This window comes from Streptomyces sp. NPDC058525, assembly GCF_042719495.1.
Lineage (GTDB): Bacteria > Actinomycetota > Actinomycetes > Streptomycetales > Streptomycetaceae > Streptomyces.
Genome location: NZ_JBHXNP010000094.1, coordinates 1 through 18,580, shown reverse-complemented (window position 1 = coordinate 18,580; position 18,580 = coordinate 1). Strand labels below are relative to the sequence as shown.

At 74.6% G+C, this 18,580-nt stretch carries 19 protein-coding genes; 7 read left to right on the top strand and 12 right to left on the bottom strand.

Annotated features, from left to right (window positions below; genetic code table 11):
• Nucleotide 1: 1 nt before the first annotated feature.
• The 6 genes from wecB to ACFWP3_RS32635 form a co-directional block, all read right to left on the bottom strand.
• Nucleotides 2–1,183 (bottom strand): non-hydrolyzing UDP-N-acetylglucosamine 2-epimerase, encoded by a 1,182-nt coding sequence (gene wecB / locus ACFWP3_RS32660; protein ID WP_384228278.1) that lies wholly within the window; start codon nucleotides 1,181–1,183, stop codon nucleotides 2–4.
• A 3-nt stretch (nucleotides 1,184–1,186) separates the two neighbouring features.
• A complete protein-coding gene (locus ACFWP3_RS32655) occupies nucleotides 1,187–2,443 on the bottom strand; it encodes a nucleotide sugar dehydrogenase (RefSeq protein WP_384228277.1) in 1,257 nt (418 codons plus the stop codon).
• Complete coding sequence (locus ACFWP3_RS32650; RefSeq protein WP_384228275.1) at nucleotides 2,443–3,213, bottom strand: WecB/TagA/CpsF family glycosyltransferase; 771 nt, start codon at nucleotides 3,211–3,213, stop codon at nucleotides 2,443–2,445. Before ACFWP3_RS32650 ends, ACFWP3_RS32655 begins: the two co-directional genes overlap by 1 nt.
• On the bottom strand, nucleotides 3,210–4,379 hold the full coding sequence (locus tag ACFWP3_RS32645; protein ID WP_384228273.1) for a hypothetical protein: 1,170 nt from the start codon (nucleotides 4,377–4,379) through the stop codon (nucleotides 3,210–3,212). Before ACFWP3_RS32645 ends, ACFWP3_RS32650 begins: the two co-directional genes overlap by 4 nt.
• 435 nt (nucleotides 4,380–4,814) lie before the next feature.
• Entirely contained in the window at nucleotides 4,815–5,414 is a 600-nt protein-coding gene (locus tag ACFWP3_RS32640; RefSeq protein ID WP_362303043.1) for an acyltransferase, read from the bottom strand.
• A gap of 120 nt (nucleotides 5,415–5,534) precedes the next feature.
• A complete protein-coding gene (locus ACFWP3_RS32635) occupies nucleotides 5,535–6,200 on the bottom strand; it encodes an MSMEG_1061 family FMN-dependent PPOX-type flavoprotein (RefSeq protein WP_384228270.1) in 666 nt (221 codons plus the stop codon).
• A gap of 208 nt (nucleotides 6,201–6,408) precedes the next feature.
• Here ACFWP3_RS32635 and ACFWP3_RS32630 point away from each other — a divergent pair, with 208 nt between their 5' ends.
• The 3 genes from ACFWP3_RS32630 (at nucleotide 6,409) to ACFWP3_RS32620 (ending at nucleotide 9,339) form a co-directional block, all read left to right on the top strand.
• On the top strand, nucleotides 6,409–7,347 hold the full coding sequence (locus tag ACFWP3_RS32630; protein ID WP_384228268.1) for an ion transporter: 939 nt from the start codon (nucleotides 6,409–6,411) through the stop codon (nucleotides 7,345–7,347).
• A 327-nt stretch (nucleotides 7,348–7,674) separates the two neighbouring features.
• The gene (locus tag ACFWP3_RS32625) at nucleotides 7,675–8,619 is read left to right on the top strand and encodes a trypsin-like serine peptidase (RefSeq protein WP_384228267.1); all 945 of its coding nucleotides are present in this window, start codon (nucleotides 7,675–7,677) and stop codon (nucleotides 8,617–8,619) included.
• 111 nt (nucleotides 8,620–8,730) lie between these two features.
• Nucleotides 8,731–9,339 carry a TetR/AcrR family transcriptional regulator gene (locus ACFWP3_RS32620; protein WP_384228265.1) on the top strand — a complete coding sequence of 203 codons (609 nt, stop codon included), beginning with the start codon at nucleotides 8,731–8,733 and terminating at the stop codon, nucleotides 9,337–9,339.
• Here ACFWP3_RS32620 and ACFWP3_RS32615 read toward each other — a convergent pair.
• From ACFWP3_RS32615 to ACFWP3_RS32605, 3 genes are all read right to left on the bottom strand, one after another.
• Complete coding sequence (locus ACFWP3_RS32615) at nucleotides 9,336–10,058, bottom strand: hypothetical protein (protein WP_384228263.1); 723 nt, start codon at nucleotides 10,056–10,058, stop codon at nucleotides 9,336–9,338. The two genes, ACFWP3_RS32620 and ACFWP3_RS32615, sit on opposite strands and share 4 nt — an antisense overlap.
• Nucleotides 10,059–10,356: 298 nt before the next feature.
• Nucleotides 10,357–10,701 carry a hypothetical protein gene (locus ACFWP3_RS32610; protein WP_384228261.1) on the bottom strand — a complete coding sequence of 115 codons (345 nt, stop codon included), beginning with the start codon at nucleotides 10,699–10,701 and terminating at the stop codon, nucleotides 10,357–10,359.
• Between the two features lie 42 nt (nucleotides 10,702–10,743).
• Entirely contained in the window at nucleotides 10,744–11,364 is a 621-nt protein-coding gene (locus ACFWP3_RS32605; RefSeq protein ID WP_384228259.1) for an SDR family NAD(P)-dependent oxidoreductase, read from the bottom strand.
• A 254-nt stretch (nucleotides 11,365–11,618) separates the two neighbouring features.
• Here ACFWP3_RS32605 and cbiE point away from each other — a divergent pair, with 254 nt between their 5' ends.
• The 4 genes from cbiE (at nucleotide 11,619) to ACFWP3_RS32585 (ending at nucleotide 14,876) form a co-directional block, all read left to right on the top strand.
• Nucleotides 11,619–12,875, top strand: coding sequence for a precorrin-6y C5,15-methyltransferase (decarboxylating) subunit CbiE (gene cbiE, locus ACFWP3_RS32600; protein WP_384228257.1), 1,257 nt, complete (start codon nucleotides 11,619–11,621; stop codon nucleotides 12,873–12,875).
• The gene (gene cobM, locus ACFWP3_RS32595; protein ID WP_384228255.1) at nucleotides 12,872–13,621 is read left to right on the top strand and encodes a precorrin-4 C(11)-methyltransferase; all 750 of its coding nucleotides are present in this window, start codon (nucleotides 12,872–12,874) and stop codon (nucleotides 13,619–13,621) included. Before cbiE ends, cobM begins: the two co-directional genes overlap by 4 nt.
• Nucleotides 13,611–14,381, top strand: a complete 771-nt coding sequence (locus ACFWP3_RS32590) for a cobalt-precorrin-6A reductase (RefSeq protein ID WP_384228253.1) — start codon at nucleotides 13,611–13,613, stop codon at nucleotides 14,379–14,381. Before cobM ends, ACFWP3_RS32590 begins: the two co-directional genes overlap by 11 nt.
• Nucleotides 14,382–14,447: 66 nt before the next feature.
• On the top strand, nucleotides 14,448–14,876 hold the full coding sequence (locus ACFWP3_RS32585) for a hypothetical protein (RefSeq protein ID WP_384228251.1): 429 nt from the start codon (nucleotides 14,448–14,450) through the stop codon (nucleotides 14,874–14,876).
• 82 nt (nucleotides 14,877–14,958) lie between these two features.
• Here the strand turns inward: ACFWP3_RS32585 and ACFWP3_RS32580 are convergent, their stop codons facing one another.
• The 3 genes from ACFWP3_RS32580 to ACFWP3_RS32570 are packed head-to-tail and all read right to left on the bottom strand — an operon-like array spanning nucleotide 14,959 to nucleotide 18,433.
• Nucleotides 14,959–16,458 carry a precorrin-2 C(20)-methyltransferase gene (locus ACFWP3_RS32580; RefSeq protein ID WP_384228249.1) on the bottom strand — a complete coding sequence of 500 codons (1,500 nt, stop codon included), beginning with the start codon at nucleotides 16,456–16,458 and terminating at the stop codon, nucleotides 14,959–14,961.
• The gene (locus ACFWP3_RS32575; protein WP_384228248.1) at nucleotides 16,455–17,102 is read right to left on the bottom strand and encodes a precorrin-8X methylmutase; all 648 of its coding nucleotides are present in this window, start codon (nucleotides 17,100–17,102) and stop codon (nucleotides 16,455–16,457) included. Before ACFWP3_RS32575 ends, ACFWP3_RS32580 begins: the two co-directional genes overlap by 4 nt.
• A complete protein-coding gene (locus tag ACFWP3_RS32570) occupies nucleotides 17,099–18,433 on the bottom strand; it encodes a cobalamin biosynthesis protein CobG (protein ID WP_384228246.1) in 1,335 nt (444 codons plus the stop codon). Before ACFWP3_RS32570 ends, ACFWP3_RS32575 begins: the two co-directional genes overlap by 4 nt.
• Nucleotides 18,434–18,580: the final 147 nt, after the last annotated feature.

Sequence of the window (18,580 nt, the reverse complement as noted above, 5' to 3'; positions counted from 1 at the left end):
ACTACGGTTGCCGCGGGACGAGATCGGTCGGTCTGAGCCGCGTCCGCGCGGTCCCGCCGTCCAGCAGGACCCCGGCGATGCGGTCTCCGGCGCGGCCGTCCCACAGCTCGGGGCAGCGGGGCGCGGGCGGATCGTCGAGCACCCGCTGGGCGGTGGCCACGATGGCCTCCGGATCGGTGCCCGCGAGGATGTTGGTGCCCTGCTCGACTGTGATGGGGCGCTCGGTGTTGTCGCGCAGGGTCACGCAGGGCACGCCCAGGGCGGTGGTCTCCTCCTGGATGCCCCCGGAGTCGGTGAGCACCAGGCGGGCGGAGTCCTGCAGGGCGATGAAGTCGAGGTACCCGGCGGCCGGCACCAGCCGGATGCCTTCGGGTACTCCCGCTTCGGCGAGCCGCTCGGCGGCCCGCGGGTGCACGGGCAGCAGCAGCGGACAGCGGCCGGCGATCTCGCCCAGGGCCTTCAGCAGGCCGCGCAGCGCGCCGGGGTCGTCCACGTTGGCCGGGCGGTGCAGGGTGACCAGCCCGTATCCGCCGCGGGTGAGCCCGTACCGGTCCAGTACGTCCGAGCGCCGGGCCCGGTCGAGGTTGGCGAGCAGGGTGTCGATCATGACGTTGCCGACGACGTGGATCTGGTCCTCGCGGTAGCCCTCCGCCCGCAGGTTCTCGGCCGCGTCGGGCGAGGGGGCCAGCAGGTAGTCGCTGACCCGGTCGGTGGCGACCCGGTTGACCTCCTCCGGCATGCCCCAGTCGCGGCTGCGCAGCCCGGCTTCCACGTGGGCGAGCAGCGGGCCGGCCTTCGCGGTCACCAGGGCGCAGGCGAGGGTGGAGTTGATGTCGCCGACCACCACCACGGCGTCCGGGGCGACCTCGTCGACCAGCGGCTCGAAGGCCGCCATCACCCGGCCGGTCTGCTGGGCGTGGCTGCCGGAGCCGGCACCCAGGTAGCGGTCCGGGGCGCGGATGGCGAGGTCGCGGAAGAACACCTCGTTCATGGACTCGTCGTAGTGCTGGCCGGTGTGGACGAGGACCACCTCGGCGCCGCGGCGCTCCAGTGCGTCCATCACCGGTTTGATCTTCATGTAGTTGGGGCGGGCCCCGGCGACGCAGATGATCCGGGCGGTGCGTCCCGCGGTCGGCGTGGTCGCAGTGGTCGGAGTGGTTTCCGTGGTCGGCGTCGTTGCCATGGCTCAGAGCACCTCCACGGTCGGTCCGGACAGCCGGTTGCGGCAGTCGAGGACGAAGGAGGCGTGCTCGGTGACCAGGTGGTAGTCGAAGGAGTCGTGGTCGGTGAGCAGGACCACCACGTCGGCTGCCGCCAGTTCCCTGCGGGTGGGCTCGACCCGTACGAGGCGGGCGTCGACCTTGATGTTCTCGACCACGTGCGGGTCGGCCGCGCGCACCTTGGCCCCCATGTCGAGGAGCAGTTGCGAGACGCGCACCGCGGGCGACTCCCGCGCGTCGCCGGTGTTCTTCTTGTACGCGAGCCCCAGCAGCAGGATCCGGGAGCCGTTGACCGAGCGGCGCTTGGAGTTGAGCGCGTCGATGACGCGTCGGGTGACGTACTCGGGCATGTGGCTGTTGATGTCGTTGGCGAGCTCGACGAAGCGGAAGCTCTGGCCGAGTTCGCGCTGCACCCGCCAGGACAGGTACGAGGGGTCGATGGGCAGGCAGTGCCCGCCGACGCCCGGTCCGGGGGTGAACTTCATGAAGCCGAAGGGCTTGCTGGACGCGGCCTCGATGGCCTGCCACACGTCGATGTCGAGGTGGCGGGCGAACATCGCTATCTCGTTGACCAGCGCGATGTTCACGTGCCGGAAGGTGTTCTCCAGCAGCTTGGCCAGCTCGGCCTCCTTGGGCGAGCTCACCGGCACCGTGGTGTCGACGAGGTCCCCGTAGAAGGCCTCGACGGCCTTCAGGGAGCGGGCGTCGACTCCGGAGACCACCTTGGGCGTCTGCTGGAAGCCCCAGACGGCGTTGCCGGGGTCGATGCGCTCGGGGCTGTAGCCGAGGTGGAAGTCGACTCCGGCGGTGAGCCCCGAGCCGTCCTCGAGGATCGGCGCGAAGAGTTCCTCGGTGGTGCCCGGGTAGGTGGTGGACTCGAGCACCACGGTGGCGCCGGGCCGCAGGAACCGGGCCAGGGTGTGCGCCGACTCCTCTATGTAGCGGAGGTCGGGGGCCCCGTCGTGTAACGGGGTCGGGACGGTGACGACGGCCACGTCGAAGCCGCCGCAGTCCCGGGCCAGTTCGGTGGGCCGGTAGGTGCCGAGCGAGAGCGCCCGGGCCAGCCGTTCGGAGCTGACGTCCTCCACGTACGACTCTCCGGCGGCGAGGCTCTTGACCCGCCGCGCGTCCACGTCGTACCCGACGACCTGGTGGCCGACCTCGGCGGCGCGGATGGCCAGCGGGAGGCCGACGTATCCCTGTCCCACGACGACGACACGCATCAGTGACTCCTGTTCGCGGAACCGGCAGACGGGGTGCGGCGGATGAGCTCGCGGACCGTCATGAGGAGGAAGGCGGTGTTGGTGGTGAGGTAGCGCTTGCCGAGGCGGCGGGGCTCCTGGAGGGTGCGGTAGAACCATTCGAGGCCCATCCGCTGCCAGACCGCGGGAGCCCGTTTGGTGATCCCGGCGAGGATGTCGAAGGAGCCGCCGACGCCGTGCACCACGTGGGCGCCGGTGCGGTCGCCGTAACCGGCGGTGAAGATCTCCTTCTTGGGCGAGGTCATGCCGAGGAACAGCAGCTGGGCGCGGGTGTCCGCGATGGCGTCGGCGACCGCGCCCTGTTCGGAGTCCGCGAAGTAGCCGTTGCGGCTGCCGGCGACCCGCAGTTTCGGGAACCGCTCGGAGATCTGCCGGAGCATCATCTCCAGGACCTGCTGCCGGGCGCCGAGCAGGTAGACGGAGATGTCGGCGGCCTCGGCGGCGGCGAGCAGGCGCATGAACAGGTCGATTCCCGCGACCCGTTCGGGAAGCCGGACGCCGAGCACGCGCCCGGCCCAGACCACGGCCTGGCCGTCGGCCAGGACCAGGTCGCAGCCGGCGACCGCCTCGGCGAGGCGGGGGTCGCGGCGCATGTTGACCAGCTTGGCGGCGTTGACCATGCCGATCTCGATCCGCTCGCCGCGGCGGACCGCGTCCAGGCAGCGCCGGACGGTCTCGTCCATGGTCAGGGCGTCGAGTCCGACTCCGAAGAGGATGTGTCTCCTGGTCATCCCTGCGGCCCCCCGAGCCAGGCGAACAGCATCCAGCCGAACTCGTACGGGCGGCACTCGCGGTCCACCGCGACGGGCCGGAAGAGCCGGTCGAGCGGGGCGAGCCGCGCGTGCGGGGCCACCCGGGTGGTGAGTCCCCGGGCGGCGCGCACGGCCTTGCGGGGGTCGCCGCGGTAGACCTTGCGCCAGGTGACGCCGAGCTCCTCGCGGATCATGGGCTCGCGCGGGGTGCCGGCGGGTCCGGCGAGTTCGGGCACCTCGGTCATCCAGCGCAGCCCGCGGCGGATCTCCGCACCGAAGTCGGTGCCGCCCGCTTCGGCGAGGTCGAACAGGGCGGTCGGGGCCATCGCGTGCTGGTGGACGCTGTAGACGGGGTAGCCCTCGACGAGGGTGCCGTGGCGGGCGTCGTAGTGCCACCACCACTGTCCGCCGTCCCCTTGCAGGGCGCAGATGCGGGCGGCGCAGGCGTCGGCGGCGGCGAGGGCCTGCGGGTCGCCGCCGCTCGCGTGCAGCCGGGCCAGCGCCTGGAGCGGATAGGTCTGGTCGGCGAAGCAGGCCACGTGGGAGCGGTAGCCGGGCAGCAGCCCGGGCCCGGTGGCGTGCGGGAACAGCGGGCTGCCGTCGATCCGGGCGGCGAGCAGCCGGTCGCGGGCCGCGGCGAGGCGGCGCTCCACGTCCGCGGTGCGGCGCGCGGCGGTGAGGGCGGAGAGCACCCAGGCCGCCTCGACGGTGTACTGCGGCTGCCCGGGCCGGTCCAGCTCCGCCACCCGGGCGAGGGCGTCGGCGAGCTTGGGGTGGCCGGTTTCGGCGGCGGCCCAGGCGATGAGCGCCGCGTCGCCCAGGTTCGTCACGGCGGGCAGCCGTTCGACGAGCACCCCGGTGAACTCCTGGGCGGTGCGTCCGCCGAACAGCGGGCGCTGCCGGTCTTCGGGCAGGAACCGGGCGCCGAGTGCGGTGATGGCCGCGTACCGGGTGCTGGTTCCGCGCTGTTCGAGGCCGCGGGTGCCGTCGGGCGAGGCCTTGCCCACCCGGGTGAAGACGAAGTTCTCGGCGCCCGGCAGGTACATCCCGGGCAGTCCCGCCTCGGCCAGCGCGAGCAGCCGCTCGGCGAGGGCGTGCAGCGGCCGGTCCTCGTGGGCCAGTGCTGCTAATCGTGTGGTGGTCATCGGGTCCCCACCCCGACTCCCCCGGTGCTGCGCGCACCCCGTATGTCCGAGCTGTACGGCTCCAACACACCTACCCCCTCTGATCACTCCTCGGACGGACCTGGCGGTCGTCACTCCGCGGAGGGGGATTGCGCGTGACGACGACGCCCGCGCCTGCGACTCCCTTGTCGCCTGCGGCACGAGCCGTCCGACGGACGCCGACTGGACCCCCCAGCGATGCCTCGGACCGGAGCGCGCGCGTCGACGGCAGTGTGCGCGGGCGCGGTGAAGCCGCGCCGCACGGCTCTGCCCGCGGTGCCCTCGTCGTGTACAACCCCCCACTGAAACAGGCCTGTTGCCTGCTCAGATCCCTTGTGCAGGGACACGGTATGCCCACGGATGTTCGTTGATTGTGGTTTTGAGGAAATGCCGGTGCCCTAAATTGCCGACATTCCGTCAGGTGCGCTCGATCAGCGCACCGTCCTTCTCCTCGTGCAGCGCGCCGGTGCGCGGGCACTCCCAGACGCCCGGCTCGCCCTCGCGCTCCACGAGCCGGACCCCGGCCCGGCCCACCCAGCCGATCCGGCGGGCCGGGACCCCTGCGACGAGGGCGAAGTCGGGTACGTCCCGGGACACCACGGCCCCGGCCGCGACCAGGGCCCAGCGCCCGACGCGCACCCCGGCCACGCACACCGAGCGGGCGCCCAGCGAGGCCCCCTCGGCGACCACGACCCCGGCGGCCTCCCAGTCGCCGCCGCGCTTCTGCCGGCCGTCGGGATCGACCGCGCGGGGGTAGAAGTCGTTGGTGAGCACCGCCGCGGGGCCGATGAACACCCCGTCGCCCAGGACGGCGGGCTCGTACACCAGCGCGTAGTTCTGCAGCTTCACGTGGTCGCCGATGCGCACGCCCGGTCCGACGTAGGCACCGCGGCCCACGATGCATCCGCGGCCGAGCCGGGCGTCCTCCCGTACCTGCGCCAGATCCCAGATGGTGGTCCCCTCGCCCAACTCGGCCGTCTCGTCGACCTGGGAGGAGGGTTGAATGCGGACACTCACGGAGCGGTCCCCTAACGGTTCGCGAGGTGTTCGGATGCACGCGCGTACGAACGGAGCATATGTGCCCAAGGCTTGACGGCTCTGCCGGTCAACCGACTGTTCGCCGAGCGGACTTGACGCTCATTCGTAGCGGTACAGCAGGGACTCGCGCTCGCTCTCGCGGATCTTCTCGATGGCCGCTTCCGGCAGGCCCAGGTGGGAGCGGGTGACCTCGGCGGAGCTGGGGACGGCGTCCTCGGCGAGCCACTGCTCGGGCTTCCAGGCGTTGCCGCGCAGGAAGGCCTTGGGGCAGTGCTGGTACACCTCCTCCACGTCCACCACGATCGCGGTGCGCGGCGGCTTGCCGACGGCGGTCAGCCGCTCCAGCAGGCCCGGGTCGGCGGTGACGCAGGCCCTGCCGTTGACGCGCAGGGTGGTGGCGCGTCCGGGGATGACGAAGATCAGGCCGGCCCGGCCCGTCTCCACGATGTTGTGGCTGCTGTCGAGCCGCTTGTTGCCGGTGGCGTCGGGGACGGCGAGGGTGAACTCGTCCAGGACGGACACGAACCCGGCCGGACCGCCCCGCGGGGTCACGTCGCAGTGGCCGGCGGCGCCCGCGCTGGCGATGAACACCAGCGACGACCGGCCGATCACGGCGCGGGCGACGTCGTGGATGCGGTCCACCGCCTTGCGGCGCACCAGCTCGCTGGGTTCCTCGTAGAGCTCGCGCAGCTGGGCCGTGTTCTGGACGGCGCCGGCGCTCAGGGCATCGAATATGCGACCGCTGTGCGGCGTGGTGGTTGTCACGGCCACGCAATCTATCCGACCGCGTCCGGCCCGGCCGTGGGCGTGTCATGCCCGCCCGAGCTCGGCGTTCCGGCGGCGCCCGGCGCGTTGACGTGGGCGGCCCGCTGAAACCCGATCGGGTGTGTGGCGTTAGTAGGGACGACCACCGCGCCCCGCCGGGCGCGGTCCTGCGGCGAAGACGCGTACGAGGAGCACGATGAGAGTCCCGATGCCGGCCCGACGCGGCCGCGTGAAACTGGCGGCCCGGTGCCGGGTGGTGACGGAGGCCCCGGCCTTCGGCATGGCGGTCTTCGCGGTGATCCTGCTCAACGCGGCGCTGATGGGCGTGGAGACGTACAGCGGGCCGGCCCGGGAGTACCGGCAGGTGCTGGAGGCCGCGGAGGAGACCTGCCTGCTGGTGTTCACGCTGGAGATGCTGCTGCGGATCGGCGCGCACGCCGACCGGCCGAAAGCATTCTTCCGCGATCCCTGGAACCTCTTCGACCTCGCGGTGGTGGCCGCGGCCTTCCTCCCCGTCGTCCGCGAGAACGCCACCCTGCTGCGGCTGCTGCGGCTGGCCCGCGTCCTGCGCAGCGCGCGCTTCCTGCCGCACCTGCGCATCCTGCTGATCGCCGTGGGCCGCAGCCTGCCGGGCACCGCCAGCTTCCTGTTCGTCGGCGCGCTGGTGCTGTACGTGTACGCCATGGTCGGCTGGGTCTGCTTCGCGGAGTCCGACCCGCAGCACTACGGGTCCCTGGGCCGCGCCGCGCTCACCCTGTTCCTGCTGACCACCCTCGACGGGCTCACCGACGCGGTGCGGGCCGGGCTGCAGATCTCGCGGCTCAGCATCCTCTACTACGCCTCGTACGCCCTGCTCGCGTCCTTCGTGCTGGTGAACGTACTGATCGGGGTCGTGCTGAACTCCCTCGACGAGGCCCGCGAGATCGAGGCGGAGGCCGAGGCCGAGCGGGCGCCGGGCCCGGCCCCCGGCCCGGCCAAGGGGCCGCTCGCGGGCCCGGCCGCGGGCGGGCAGGACCTCGCGGACGCCGGGGACGTCCGGGAGCGGATCGCCACCGCCCGCCGCGCGCTCGACGAGATCGAGGCGAGCCTCGCCGCCGGGGAGCGGCCCCCGGCCCGGCAGCTGGAGGCCTCGCACCCGGGGCCCTGACCGCGGGCCGCGGCCGGGGCCCGGCCGCCGGGGGTCAGCCCAGGGCGAGGGCGAGCGCCGCAAGTCCCTCGGTCACCGCGCCCGTCATCCGGTCTCGCAGTTTCGTGCTTCGGCTCCTGTCGCTCGCTCCAGTGCGGCTCGAGTCGCCTGGAGCGTAGGAGAGTTGAATGACGCATGGCAGGCCGGGGAGTGACGTGCGGACGGCCGGGGAGCCGCTGTGAGAACGGACACGTCCGGATCGCGGAACCCGACCCGCGGCTCTCCCCATCGAACGGGGCGTCGGGCGGGGCGTCGGACGCGGATGCGGATGCGGGGCGGGAGTACCAGATGTTCAGCAAGGTGCACGGACGGGCCGTACGGGTCACCGTGCTGGTCTGCGTCCTGGGCGCGCTCGTCCTCGTGGGCGGGCGGTACCTGTGGGAGCTGCGCGGCCTGGTCGCGAACCGCGCGGACGGGGACCCGGCGCGGGGCGTCTACCAGCAGGACCCCGAGCGTGCCGACCGTACGGCGGCCGCCGTGCTGGACGGGATCGTGCGCGAGGACCCGGTCGCGCCGACGGACGGCGGGGCCTTCGCCGACGGCGGCGCCCCGGTGGACTGGCGCTCCGGCGGGTGGCAGCCCTCGGACCCGCTGGAGGCGCGGCCCGCGCCGGCCGAGCCGGCCATCGGGGCGCTGTTCTCCCCCGGCACCGACGGCGACCCGGACCACCACTGCTCGGCCGGGGTGGTCCACTCGCCGCAGGGCGACCTGATCGTCACCGCCGCCCACTGCGTGTACTCCTTCGGCTTCCGCACCAACCTGGCCTTCGCGCCCGGCTACCGGGACGGCGTGGCCCCGTACGGCGTCTGGGTGCCCACCCGGATCGACGTGGACCCGCGCTGGACCGCGGACGAGGACCCCGACCACGACGTCGCCTTCATCCGGCTGCGCCGCCCCGGCTATCCGGGCCAGCGGCTGGAGGACATGACCGGGGCCCTGCGGGTCTCCTTCCGCCCCGAGCTGCCCGTTCCCGCGCGGCTCGTGGGCTACCCCAACGGCTCCGAGCAGCCGCTGGACTGCCGCAGCACCGCCCGCGCCGCCGGGCCGGCGCAGCTGCGGTTCGACTGCGCGGACGTACCGAACGGCACGAGCGGCGGCCCGGTGCTGACCGACGGGCACACGCTGATCGGGGTGGTCGGCGGCCGCGACGGCGGGGGCGACGACATGACCTCGTACAGCAGCTACTTCGGGGACGCCGTCCGGGCCCTGTACGACCGCGCGACAGCGCCCTAGGCCTGCCGCGCTGAAACCTTTTTCTAGAATGACCCTCTATTTACGGGTCTTGCTAGGCTCTCCGGCACGGCCGTCCGGGCCGCTACCCCCACGGACACCGACGGGATCGACATGTCTCCAAAGCAACAACGCGGCGAGGCCACCGTCGACCAGCTCCTGACCGCCGCGCTGCGGGTGTTCGCCGAGTCCGGACAGCAGGGGTTCACCGTCAACGCGGTCGTCTCGGCCAGCGGGGTGAGCCTGGGCAGCCTCTACCACCACTTCGGCAACTTCGACGGCCTGGCCGCCGCCCTCTACATCCGGTGCATGGACCAGCTGTGCGACGACATGGTCGCCGCCCTGACCCGCTGCCGGACCGCCCGCACCGGCGTCCAGTCGTGGGTGGCGTCCTATCTGCGCTTCACCCAGGAGCACCGGGACGTCGCCCTGTTCCTGCACGCCTCGGCCTACTCGGGCTACCTCGTGGCCCACGCGGAGGAGATCGGGGCGGCCAAGGCGGAGAAGTTCGCCACCATCATGCAGTGGCTGAAGGTGCGCATGGAGCGCGGCGAGATCGCCGCGCTCCCGGCCCCGGTGATCGAGGTGATGGTCATGGGCCCGCTCACCGAGGCGGCCCGGCGCTGGCTGTCCAGCACGTACGAGATCGACCTGGCGGAGGCCTCCCGCCACCTCCCGGAGCTCATCTGGCGCTCCCTGCGGCCGGAGCCCGACCCGGCCTAGGCTGCGGCGCCGCTCTCCGGCGGGCCGTGGTGGGCCGGGTAGGCACGACGAAGCCGGCCCGGGCCCCGGGTGAGGCGCTCGTAGTGCCGCCGTTCGTTGGCGGTGCCCCGGAAGCCGATCGGCGACGACAGCGGCGCCGCGCCGTGCAGGGCGTCGTACATGACCGGACTGCGCAGGCTGCGGGCGAACCCGAGATGGGAGTCGTAGCGGGTGGTCTGCGGTGCGGGATGTCCGAGGGCGGCGAGCCAGGCGGGGGCGTTCGAGGTGCGTCCCGTCGCGTCGACGACGAACGCCGCGCGCAGCGGGTCGGCGTCGCGCAGCTGTACACCGGTCACCGAGCGGCCGTCCGGCCCGCCGAGGAGTCCGGTGGCCGGGCAGCCGTCCCGGACCCGAATGCGCCGGTCGCGCAGCACCTCCCCGCGTACCGTCCAGTCGAGCAGCTCCCGGCTGCCGAGCAGGATCCGGGCACCGGGGAGCGGGCGGAACCAGTCCGCGGGGCTCAGCCACAGGAAGTCCTTCGGCGACTCCAGCAGAGCGGCCCCGCCCGCGAGCGGCTTGTCCGTGATCCCGGGCAGCAGTTCCTCGATCACCTCCACACCGCGCGACCACAGCACGTGCACGTGCCGGGACTGCGGCACGCCGGGCCGGAACGCCGGGCCGCCGGTGGGCAGTTCGTCCTGGTCCACCACGGTCACGCGGGCGAAGCGCTCCGCGAGCACCCGCGCCGCCGGCAGCCCGGCCAGGCCAGGCCGGCGCCGAGTACCACCGCGTGGTCGCGGGGGGATTCTGGGTGGTTGTCCGGAGTGTCGTCCATGGCACCGAGTGTCCGGCGCCCCGGCCGCCCCGGTCAGGTGCCGCCCGGGGCGCCCGGAGGCGTCCCGGGGGCGGACGGGGGCGCGCCGGGCGCCGCGGGCCCGCGCGCCGGGCGAGCCCGGCGGACCCGGTGGGCCCGGCGGACCCGGTGGGCCCGGCGGACCAGGCGGACCCTGTGGACCCGGCGGGCCGTCCCGCGGGCGGCTACGGGCAGAGCACCGTCCAGGTGACCTTCACGTGCCCGCCGTCGTCCCCGCGAAACTCGCCGGTACGGGTGCCCGGCCGGTCGGTGTACGGGTCCCAGGCGGCGGTGCCGCGCGCGACCAGGTCGTCCGCGGAGGAGGCGTCGTGGTCCCAGAGGTACACCGAGAGCTCCAGCGGCGCCGGCCCGTGGCCGGTGCCCGAGCCGATCCGCTGGTGGAAGTACGGGTCCGGGTCGGTGCGGGCCCCCTTGTTGGGGAAGGTGGAGGGGTCGGAGCCGAACCGCGACCAGAGCGCCGTACGGGTGCCGTCGCCGGCGCATGGCTCTCCTCGGGGCTGCGACTCCACGACCACAAGTGACCGACGGGTAGCAAGCTAGCCCCGGGAGGTTCAGCGCGGTAGAGATGCGTACGAGACTCCTGTGAGCTTCTCCGAAGCGGCCCAGAGCCGTTCGCCGGACTTGTCGTCGAGGGTCCATTTCGCCCGCCAGGAACGGACGGGCGCGCCGCGCCATCCGAACCGCGGGCCGACGAACGCGTCCTGCCCGACCCCGGGCGCGGTGGCGGCGTACAGCGTGGGCAGCGCGCCTCCGGTGGCGGGCTGCGCGACGACGTCGTTGGCGAGCGCCACCCCGCGCGCGTAGAGCGTGCCGCCGTCCTGCGTCGCGCCGGCGTGCAGGTTGGTGGAGGCGTAGCCGGGGTGGGCGGCGGCCGCGGTGATGGCGGATCCGGCGGCGGCGAACCGGCGGGACAGCTCGTGGGTGAACTCCCGTACCGATGCCAGGTCGGCGAGGTCCAGCGCGATGAACTCGACCTCGGCGCCCGGCACTTCGGCGCGCAGCCGGATCTCGGCGGCCTTGCCGCGTGCGGCGCTGCGGCAGGCCAGCACCACGCTCGCGCCGCGCCGTGCGAGTTCCCGGGCGGTGATGTAGCCGATCCCGCCGTTGGCCCCGGTGACGACCGCGGTCCGGCCGCTCTGATCGGGGATGTGCGTGGCGTTCCAGCCGGGCATGGCAGCTCCCTCGGGGACGGTTGGGTTACCGAGGGTAGCCGGGTCGGGGGCGGGGTGGGAGAGGGGGTCGGGCAGGGGGTCGGGCAGGGGGTGTCCGGACGGGCGTCCGCGCAGGCCAGTAGGCTGCGGTCGGCCAGCCCTCCGCTTCCCGTCCCCATCCCCGTCTCCTTCTTCGCCTCCATCCCCGTCCACCTCCCCCTCCCGCCTCGTCCGCCCCCCTCCCCGCCCCCGTTCCCCCTCCGAGGTATCGCGCAGTGAGCTCCGCACCGCCCCCCGCACCCGTCACGGTCGTCGGCCTCGGCGCCGACGGCTGGGCCGGGCTCACCGCCGCCGCGCGGTCCGCGCTGTCCTCGGCCCAGGTCCTGATCGGCGGGCCGCGCCAGCTGGACCTGCTGCCGGCCGGCCCGTGCCCCGGTGAGCGGGTCGCGTGGCCGAGCCCGCTGCGGCCGGCCGTGCCGAAGCTGATGGCCGAGCACGCGGGCCGCCGGATCGCGGTGCTGGCCAGCGGCGACCCGATGTTCTACGGGATCGGCCGCGCCCTCGCCGAGGAGCTCGGCCCGGACGCGCTCGCGGTCCACCCGCACCCCTCCTCCGTCTCGTACGCCTGCGCCCGCCTGGGCTGGCCGGTGGAGGACACCGAGGTGGTCACGGTCGTCGGCCGTCCGGTGGCCCGGCTCGCGGCCGCCCTGCACGAGGGGCGGCGGGTGCTGGTGCTCAGCGCCGGAGCGGCCTCCCCGGCCGAGATCGCCGCCCTGCTCCGGGAACGGGGCTTCGGCCCGAGCCGGATCCGGGTGCTGGAGCAGCTCGGCTCCGAGCGCGAGGACTCGTACGAGGGCATCGCCGACGGCTGGGACCACCCGCCGGGCGACCCGCTGAACGTGGTGGCCGTGGACTGCCGCCGGGACCCCTCCCACCCGGCGCCCAGGCTCGGCGCGACCCCCGGCCTGCCGGACGGCGCGTACGAGCACGACGGGCAGCTCACCAAGCGCCGCGCGCGCGCCGCGACCCTGTGCGCGCTGGCCCCGGCCCCCGGCGAGCTGCTGTGGGACATCGGCGGAGGCTCCGGTTCCATCGGCATCGAGTGGATGCGCACGCACCCCTCGTGCCGGGCGGTGGCCGTGGAGCGCGTCCCGGAACGGGCGGCCCGCATCACCCGCAACGCGGCGGCGCTGGGCGTGCCCGGCCTGCGCGTGGTCGTCGGCGCCGCGCCCGGCGCGCTCGACGGGCTGCCCGCACCCGACGCGGTGTTCATCGGCGGCGGACTGACCGCGCCGGGGCTGCTGGACGCGGCCTGGGCGGCGCTCGCCCCCGGCGGCCGGCTGGTGGTCAACACCGTCACCCTGGAGTCGGAGGCGGTCCTCACCGACCGCTACCGGCGCCACGGCGGCGAACTGGTGAAGCTCTCGGTCGCGCACGCGGTGCCGGTCGGCGGTTTCACGGGCTGGCGGCAGGCCATGCCGGTCACCCAGTGGTCGGTGACGAAGTCGACGAACGAGAAGGATCAAGCATGACCGTGTACTTCATCGGCGCGGGCCCCGGCGCCGCCGACCTGATCACGGTGCGCGGTGCCCGGACGCTGGCCGCCGCCCCCGTCTGCCTCTACGCGGGCAGCCTGGTCCCGCGCGAACTGCTGGCCGAGTGCCCGCCGGACGCCCGGCTGGTCGACACCTCGCAGCTGAACCTGGACGAGATCATCGCCGAGTGCGTACGGGCGCACGCGGCGGGCCGGGACGTCGCGCGGCTCCACTCCGGCGACCCGTCGATCTTCAGCGCCGTCGCGGAGCAGATGCGGCGGCTCGACGCGGCCGGCATCCCGTACGAGGTCGTCCCGGGCGTCCCGGCCTTCGCCGCCGCGGCCGCCGCGCTGAAGCGGGAGCTGACCGTGCCCACCGTCGGCCAGACGGTGATCCTGACCCGCATCGCCCAGCAGGCCACGCCGATGCCGCCCGGCGAGGACCTGGCCACCCTGGGCCGCAGCGGCGCCCTGCTGGTCCTGCACCTGGCCACCCGCTACGTGGACCGGGTCGTGGACGAACTGCTGCCGCACTACGGCGCCGAGTGCCCGGTCGCGGTGGTGGCGATGGCCAGCCGCCCCGACGAGCTGATCCTGCGCGGCACGCTGGCCGACATCGCGGACCGGGTGAAGGAGCACGGGCTGGTCCGCACCGCGGTCATCGTGGTGGGCCGCACACTGGGCGCCGAGCAGTTCCGCGACAGCCACCTGTACTCGCCCGAGCGCGACCGGCATGTCTGCTGAACCGGGCCGCGCCCCGGACCGCCACATCCTGATCCTGGGCGGCACGACGGAGGCCCGCCGCCTCGCGGAAGCGCTGGCGGGGACGGCGGCGCGGGTGACGACCTCCCTCGCCGGTCGGGTCGCCGCGCCCGTGCTGCCGCCGGGCGAGACCCGGATCGGCGGCTTCGGCGGGCCCGCCGGACTGGCCCGGTGGATCACCGCGCACGGGGTCACCGACGTGGTCGACGCCACCCACCCGTTCGCGGAGCGCATGAGCTTCAACGCGGCCGGCGCGGCGGCCCTGACGGGGGTCCCGCTGCTGGCGCTGCGCCGGCCCGGCTGGACGCCCGGGCCGGGCGACGCCTGGACCTTCGCGGACTCCCTCGCCGGCGCGGCCGCCGTACTGCCGGGCCTGGGCGGCCGGGCGTTCCTGACCACCGGCCGGATGGGCCTGCACTCGTTCGCGCACCTCACCGGCACCTGGTTCCTGGTGCGTTCCGTCGACCCCCCGGCCCCTCCGGTGCCTCCGCGGCTCGAAGTCCTCCTGGACCGGGGCCCGTTCACCCTGGAGGACGAGCGGGAGCTGCTCGCCCGGCACCGGATCGACGTCCTGGTCACCAAGGACAGCGGAGGCTCGGCGACCGCCCCCAAACTCGCCGCCGCGCGCGAGGCGGGCATCCCGGTCCTCGTCGTACGCCGCCCCGCGGTCCCGGAGGGCGTGGCGGAGGCGGACTCGGTGGCCGCGGCCCTGCACTGGCTGCGCTACGATCACGCGCGCTGATCGCTCGTACGTGCGGCGAAGGCGTACGAAGGCGTACGAAGGCGACGGCATACGAAGGGGGCGGACATGGGGTCCGGCGGCAGAATCTCCGGGGCCCTGACGGCCCTGCTGGTCGGCGGCGTGCTGGCCGCCGGGTGCTCGGGCGGCGCACCGGCCGGGAACCCGGCCGCGGTGCCGCCGACCACCGCCCCGCCCGCACCGCCCTCGCCGTCCGCATCGCCGACGCCCGACCCTGCCACGCCCTCGCCGCCCGCTCAGACGCCGTCGTCGTCCGCCCCGGCCGCCGGCCCCGCGAAGGGGCAGGAGTCGCGGCGGCCGGCCGCAGCGACGTCCCGGCCGGCCGCGCCGCGCCGCTCGGCGGTGCCGCAGAACCCCTACAGCGGCCCCACGCCGCCGCCGGCGCCGCCCAAGCCCCCGATCGAGCCCTGGACGCCGCCGCCGTTCAACCCGAACGACCCGTCGATCCCGAAGGTCACCATGCCGCCGCTGCGATAGGCCGGGGCAGGGTCACGAGGTACCCGTCACGACGTACCGGCCACGGGGTACCGGTCACGGGTACCGCTCACGAGGTAGCCGGTCACGGGTACCGGCGCGGCGTCCAGGTGATCCGGGAGCCGTCGGCCCGCTCGGTGACCTGCGTCTGCGAGGAGCCGATCAGCAGGAGCGTGCGCATGTCGACCTCGGACGGCTCCAGTTCGGCGAGCGTGACGATCCGCACCGACTGCTCCGGCCCGCCCACGTCGCGGGCGACGACCACCGGGGTCTGCGGCGCACGCAGCTCCAGCAGCAGCTCGCGGGCCTGCGCCACCTGCCAGGTCCGGCTGCGCGAGCCGGGGTTGTACAGGGCGAGGACCAGGTCCGCGGAGGCGGCCGCGCGCAGCCGCTCCGCGATGACCTCCCACGGCTTGAGCCGGTCCGACAGGGAGATGGTGGCGTAGTCGTGGCCGAGCGGGGCGCCGGCCGCGGCGGCCGCCGCGTTGGCCGCGGTCACCCCCGGCAGGACCCGTACCGGCACGTCCTTGTACGCGGCCTGCCCGGCCACCTCCAGGACCGCCGTGGCCATGGCGAACACCCCCGGGTCGCCACCGGAGACCACGGCCACCCGCTGTCCGCGCCGGGCGAGGTCGAGGGCGAACTCGGCGCGCTCGGACTCCACCTTGTTGTCGGAGCCGTGCCGGATCTGGCCCGGCCGGACCGGGACCCGGTCCAGGTAGGTGGTGTACCCCACCAGCACCTCCGCGTCGGCCAGGGCCCGCCGGGTCTCGGGGGTCAGCCACAGCGGACCGGCGGGGCCGGTGCCGACGACCGCGACCTCGCCGGGGCCGGCCGGCACGCTGCCCGGGTTGCCGATCCGGCTGGGCACGACGGCGACCGCGAAGTACGGCACGGACTGCGGGTCGGTGTCGGCGAGGACCCCGGTCCGCTCGCCGGCCATGGTGGCGCGCTCGACGTAGCGGGCCTCGGCCAGCCGGCCGCTGCGCTCCATCGCCCCGCGCACGGCGGGGAAGGTCCGGCCGAGCTTCATCACGACCGCCGAGTCGGTGGCCGCCAGGCGGGCGGTGAGCTCCTCCTCGGACAGGGTGCCGGGGAGGATCGTCAGCACCTCCTCGCCCTCCACGAGCGGGGTGCCGAGGCGGGCGGCGGCAGCGCTGACGGAGGTGACACCGGGGATCACCTCGGTGTCGTACCGGTGCGCGAGCCGCTTGTGCATGTGCATGTACGAGCTGTAGAAGAGCGGATCGCCCTCCGCGAGGACGGCCACGGTCCGGCCGGCGTCGAGGTGCGCGGCCAGCCGGGCGGCGGCGGACTCGTAGAACTCCTCCATCGCGCCCTGGTAGCCGCCCGGGTGGTCGGTGGTCTCGGTGGTGACCGGATAGACCAGCGGCTCCTCGATCTGGCTCTCGCGCAGGTGCTTCGCGGCGATCGAGCGGGCGATGGACCGGCCGTGGCGCGCACTGTGATAGGCGACGACGTCCGCCGCGCCGATCACCTCGACGGCCCGCAGCGTCATCAGATTCGGATCGCCGGGCCCCAGCCCGACCCCGTACAGCCGCCCCTTGGCCTGCTCCGCGCTCATTCGGCCACGCTCGCGATGGCGTTGACCGCGGCGGCGGCGATGGCGCTGCCGCCGCGACGGCCGCGCACGATCAGGTGGTCGAGCCCGGAGGGGTGCGCCGCGAGGGCGTCCTTGGACTCGGCGGCGCCGATGAACCCGACGGGCACGCCGATGACGGCGGCCGGGCGCGGGGCCCCCTCCTCGATCATCTCGAGCAGCCGGAACAGGGCGGTGGGGGCGTTGCCGACGGCGATCACGGACCCCTCCAGCAGGCCCCGGTCGCGCCAGACCTCGAGGGCGGCGGCGCTGCGCGTGGTCCCCATCTTCGCGGCGAGCTCGGGCACGGCCGGGTCGGACAGGGTGCAGATCACCTCGTTGTCGGCGGGCAGCCGCTTGCGGGTGACGCCGCTGGCGACCATCTGCACGTCGCACAGGATCGGCGCGCCCGCGGTGAGCGCGGCGCGCGCCCGCAGCACCACCTCGGGCGTGTACCCCAGGTCCTTGGGCAGGTCGGTCATGCCGCACGCGTGAATCATGCGCACCGCGACCTGCGCGACGGAGGCGGGCAGCCCGGAGAGGTCCGCCTCGGCGCGGATCGTGGCAAAGGACTGGCGGTAGATCGCGGCGCCGTCCTTCTCGTACTCGAACACTCTGTACTCGCTCATTTCTTCACTGCGTCTTCGGACTCTGACTCGGACTCTGACTCTGACTCGGACCCTGACCCTGAAGTGATGCCGCGTGCGATGGTGAGAGCAGCCGCCAAGTCCGTCCGACGCGGTACGGCCCGCCCGTGGACGGAGAGCCGGTAGCCGTCGTCCGGTGTGGCCAGGACGTCGACCCACCGAGTCCCCCGCGGGTGCCCGCACCGGCGCTCGCAGCCGGACCAGTGCACGGGCAGCGGCCCGCGCGCCCGCTCCACGACGGCTCGCGCGTCGGCGCGCACGTCGGCGAGGGACTTCGCGCAACCGGGGCGCCCCGTACAGGCGGTGACGGACCGCCAGGGACTGTCGGCCGATACGACGAGCCCGGCGCCCTCCAGGGCCCGTACGGGAGCGTCGAGCGGGACGTCGGGAAGCACGACGCTCCGCCACGGGGTGACGCGCAGCCCGCGGCCGGGATCGGCGGCCCGTACGAGGACCCGCCACTGTCCGGAGGTGAGCCGGCCCAGCGGGGGCAGGACGCACAGGGTGCCGCGCACGCCGGTACCGCCGGCCTGCGGCTCGGGCGGCGGCGAGTAGGGCCAGGCCACGTCGGGAACCCGTACCGCACCGATCCCGGCGGCGGTCAGGCGCGCGGTGAACTCGGCGTCGTCCAGGGCGTGTCCGGCGGGCAGCTCGTCCACCCGCCAGGCCCGGGTGCCGGCCGCGTCCGCGGCGTCGAGGAAGTACTCGGCGGCGAGCAGCGCCGCACGCGGGGCGTCCTGCGCGGCCACCGACACGGCGCCGGCGGCCGGCCCGAGCCGCACCAGCGCCCGGCCCCGCGGCCGGGCGAGCACGGTCACGTCCGGCTCCAGGGCGGCCACGTCGCCGCGCCCGTCGTCGAAGGCGAACAGGAACCGGCCGGAGAGGGCGGCGACCCGGGCGTTCGCGCACAGCAGCCGGTCCAGCTCGCCGACCCAGGGCAGCACGTCGGGCCGGCCCGGCTGCCCGTCACCGGACATCGGCGTGGCCACGATGTTGCGCACCCGCTCGTGGCTGGGCGCGGGCAGCAGCCCGGCGTCGTCGAGCAGCTCCGCGAGCCCGCCGCCGCAGCCCTCGGCGAGGCCGCGCAGCTGCACGTTCCCCCGCGAGGTGAGCTCCAGGTGCCCGTCCCCGAACCGCTCGGCGGCCAGCGCCAGCAGCGAGGCCTGCCGCACGGTCAGCGCCCCGCCGGGTATCCGGACCCGCGCCAGGAACCCGTCGTCGGCCGCGTGCAGCCGCAGCGCACCGGGGCAGGCGTCACCGCGCTCCCGTATGACGGGCTCGTCCCGCGACGCGGCGGCAGGCGGCTGTGACATGGCGGCGAGCATACCCACGATTCCCCACCCCCGACCGTCCCCCACCCCCACCCCACCCCCTCCGACCAGCCAACTCCCCCACCCCCACCCCCATCCACCCCCACAAACCCCAGCCGAGCCACCCCAGCCCCGCCGGCGTTTGAGGCG

Excerpts from the sequence above, each read along its gene's own strand:
- wecB (WP_384228278.1), bottom strand. The coding sequence starts at position 1,183 with ATGGCAACGACGCCGACCACGGAAACCACTCCGACCACTGCGACCACG.
- ACFWP3_RS32655 (WP_384228277.1), bottom strand. The coding sequence starts at position 2,443 with ATGCGTGTCGTCGTCGTGGGACAGGGATACGTCGGCCTCCCGCTGGCC.
- ACFWP3_RS32650 (WP_384228275.1), bottom strand. The coding sequence starts at position 3,213 with ATGACCAGGAGACACATCCTCTTCGGAGTCGGACTCGACGCCCTGACC.
- ACFWP3_RS32645 (WP_384228273.1), bottom strand. The coding sequence starts at position 4,379 with ATGACCACCACACGATTAGCAGCACTGGCCCACGAGGACCGGCCGCTG.
- ACFWP3_RS32630 (WP_384228268.1), top strand. The coding sequence starts at position 6,409 with ATGCCGGCCCGACGCGGCCGCGTGAAACTGGCGGCCCGGTGCCGGGTG.
- ACFWP3_RS32625 (WP_384228267.1), top strand. The coding sequence starts at position 7,675 with ATGTTCAGCAAGGTGCACGGACGGGCCGTACGGGTCACCGTGCTGGTC.
- ACFWP3_RS32620 (WP_384228265.1), top strand. The coding sequence starts at position 8,731 with ATGTCTCCAAAGCAACAACGCGGCGAGGCCACCGTCGACCAGCTCCTG.
- ACFWP3_RS32605 (WP_384228259.1), bottom strand. The coding sequence starts at position 11,364 with ATGCCCGGCTGGAACGCCACGCACATCCCCGATCAGAGCGGCCGGACC.
- cobM (WP_384228255.1), top strand. The coding sequence starts at position 12,872 with ATGACCGTGTACTTCATCGGCGCGGGCCCCGGCGCCGCCGACCTGATC.
- ACFWP3_RS32590 (WP_384228253.1), top strand. The coding sequence starts at position 13,611 with ATGTCTGCTGAACCGGGCCGCGCCCCGGACCGCCACATCCTGATCCTG.
- ACFWP3_RS32585 (WP_384228251.1), top strand. The coding sequence starts at position 14,448 with ATGGGGTCCGGCGGCAGAATCTCCGGGGCCCTGACGGCCCTGCTGGTC.
- ACFWP3_RS32580 (WP_384228249.1), bottom strand. The coding sequence starts at position 16,458 with ATGAGCGCGGAGCAGGCCAAGGGGCGGCTGTACGGGGTCGGGCTGGGG.
- ACFWP3_RS32575 (WP_384228248.1), bottom strand. The coding sequence starts at position 17,102 with ATGAGCGAGTACAGAGTGTTCGAGTACGAGAAGGACGGCGCCGCGATC.
- ACFWP3_RS32570 (WP_384228246.1), bottom strand. The coding sequence starts at position 18,433 with ATGTCACAGCCGCCTGCCGCCGCGTCGCGGGACGAGCCCGTCATACGG.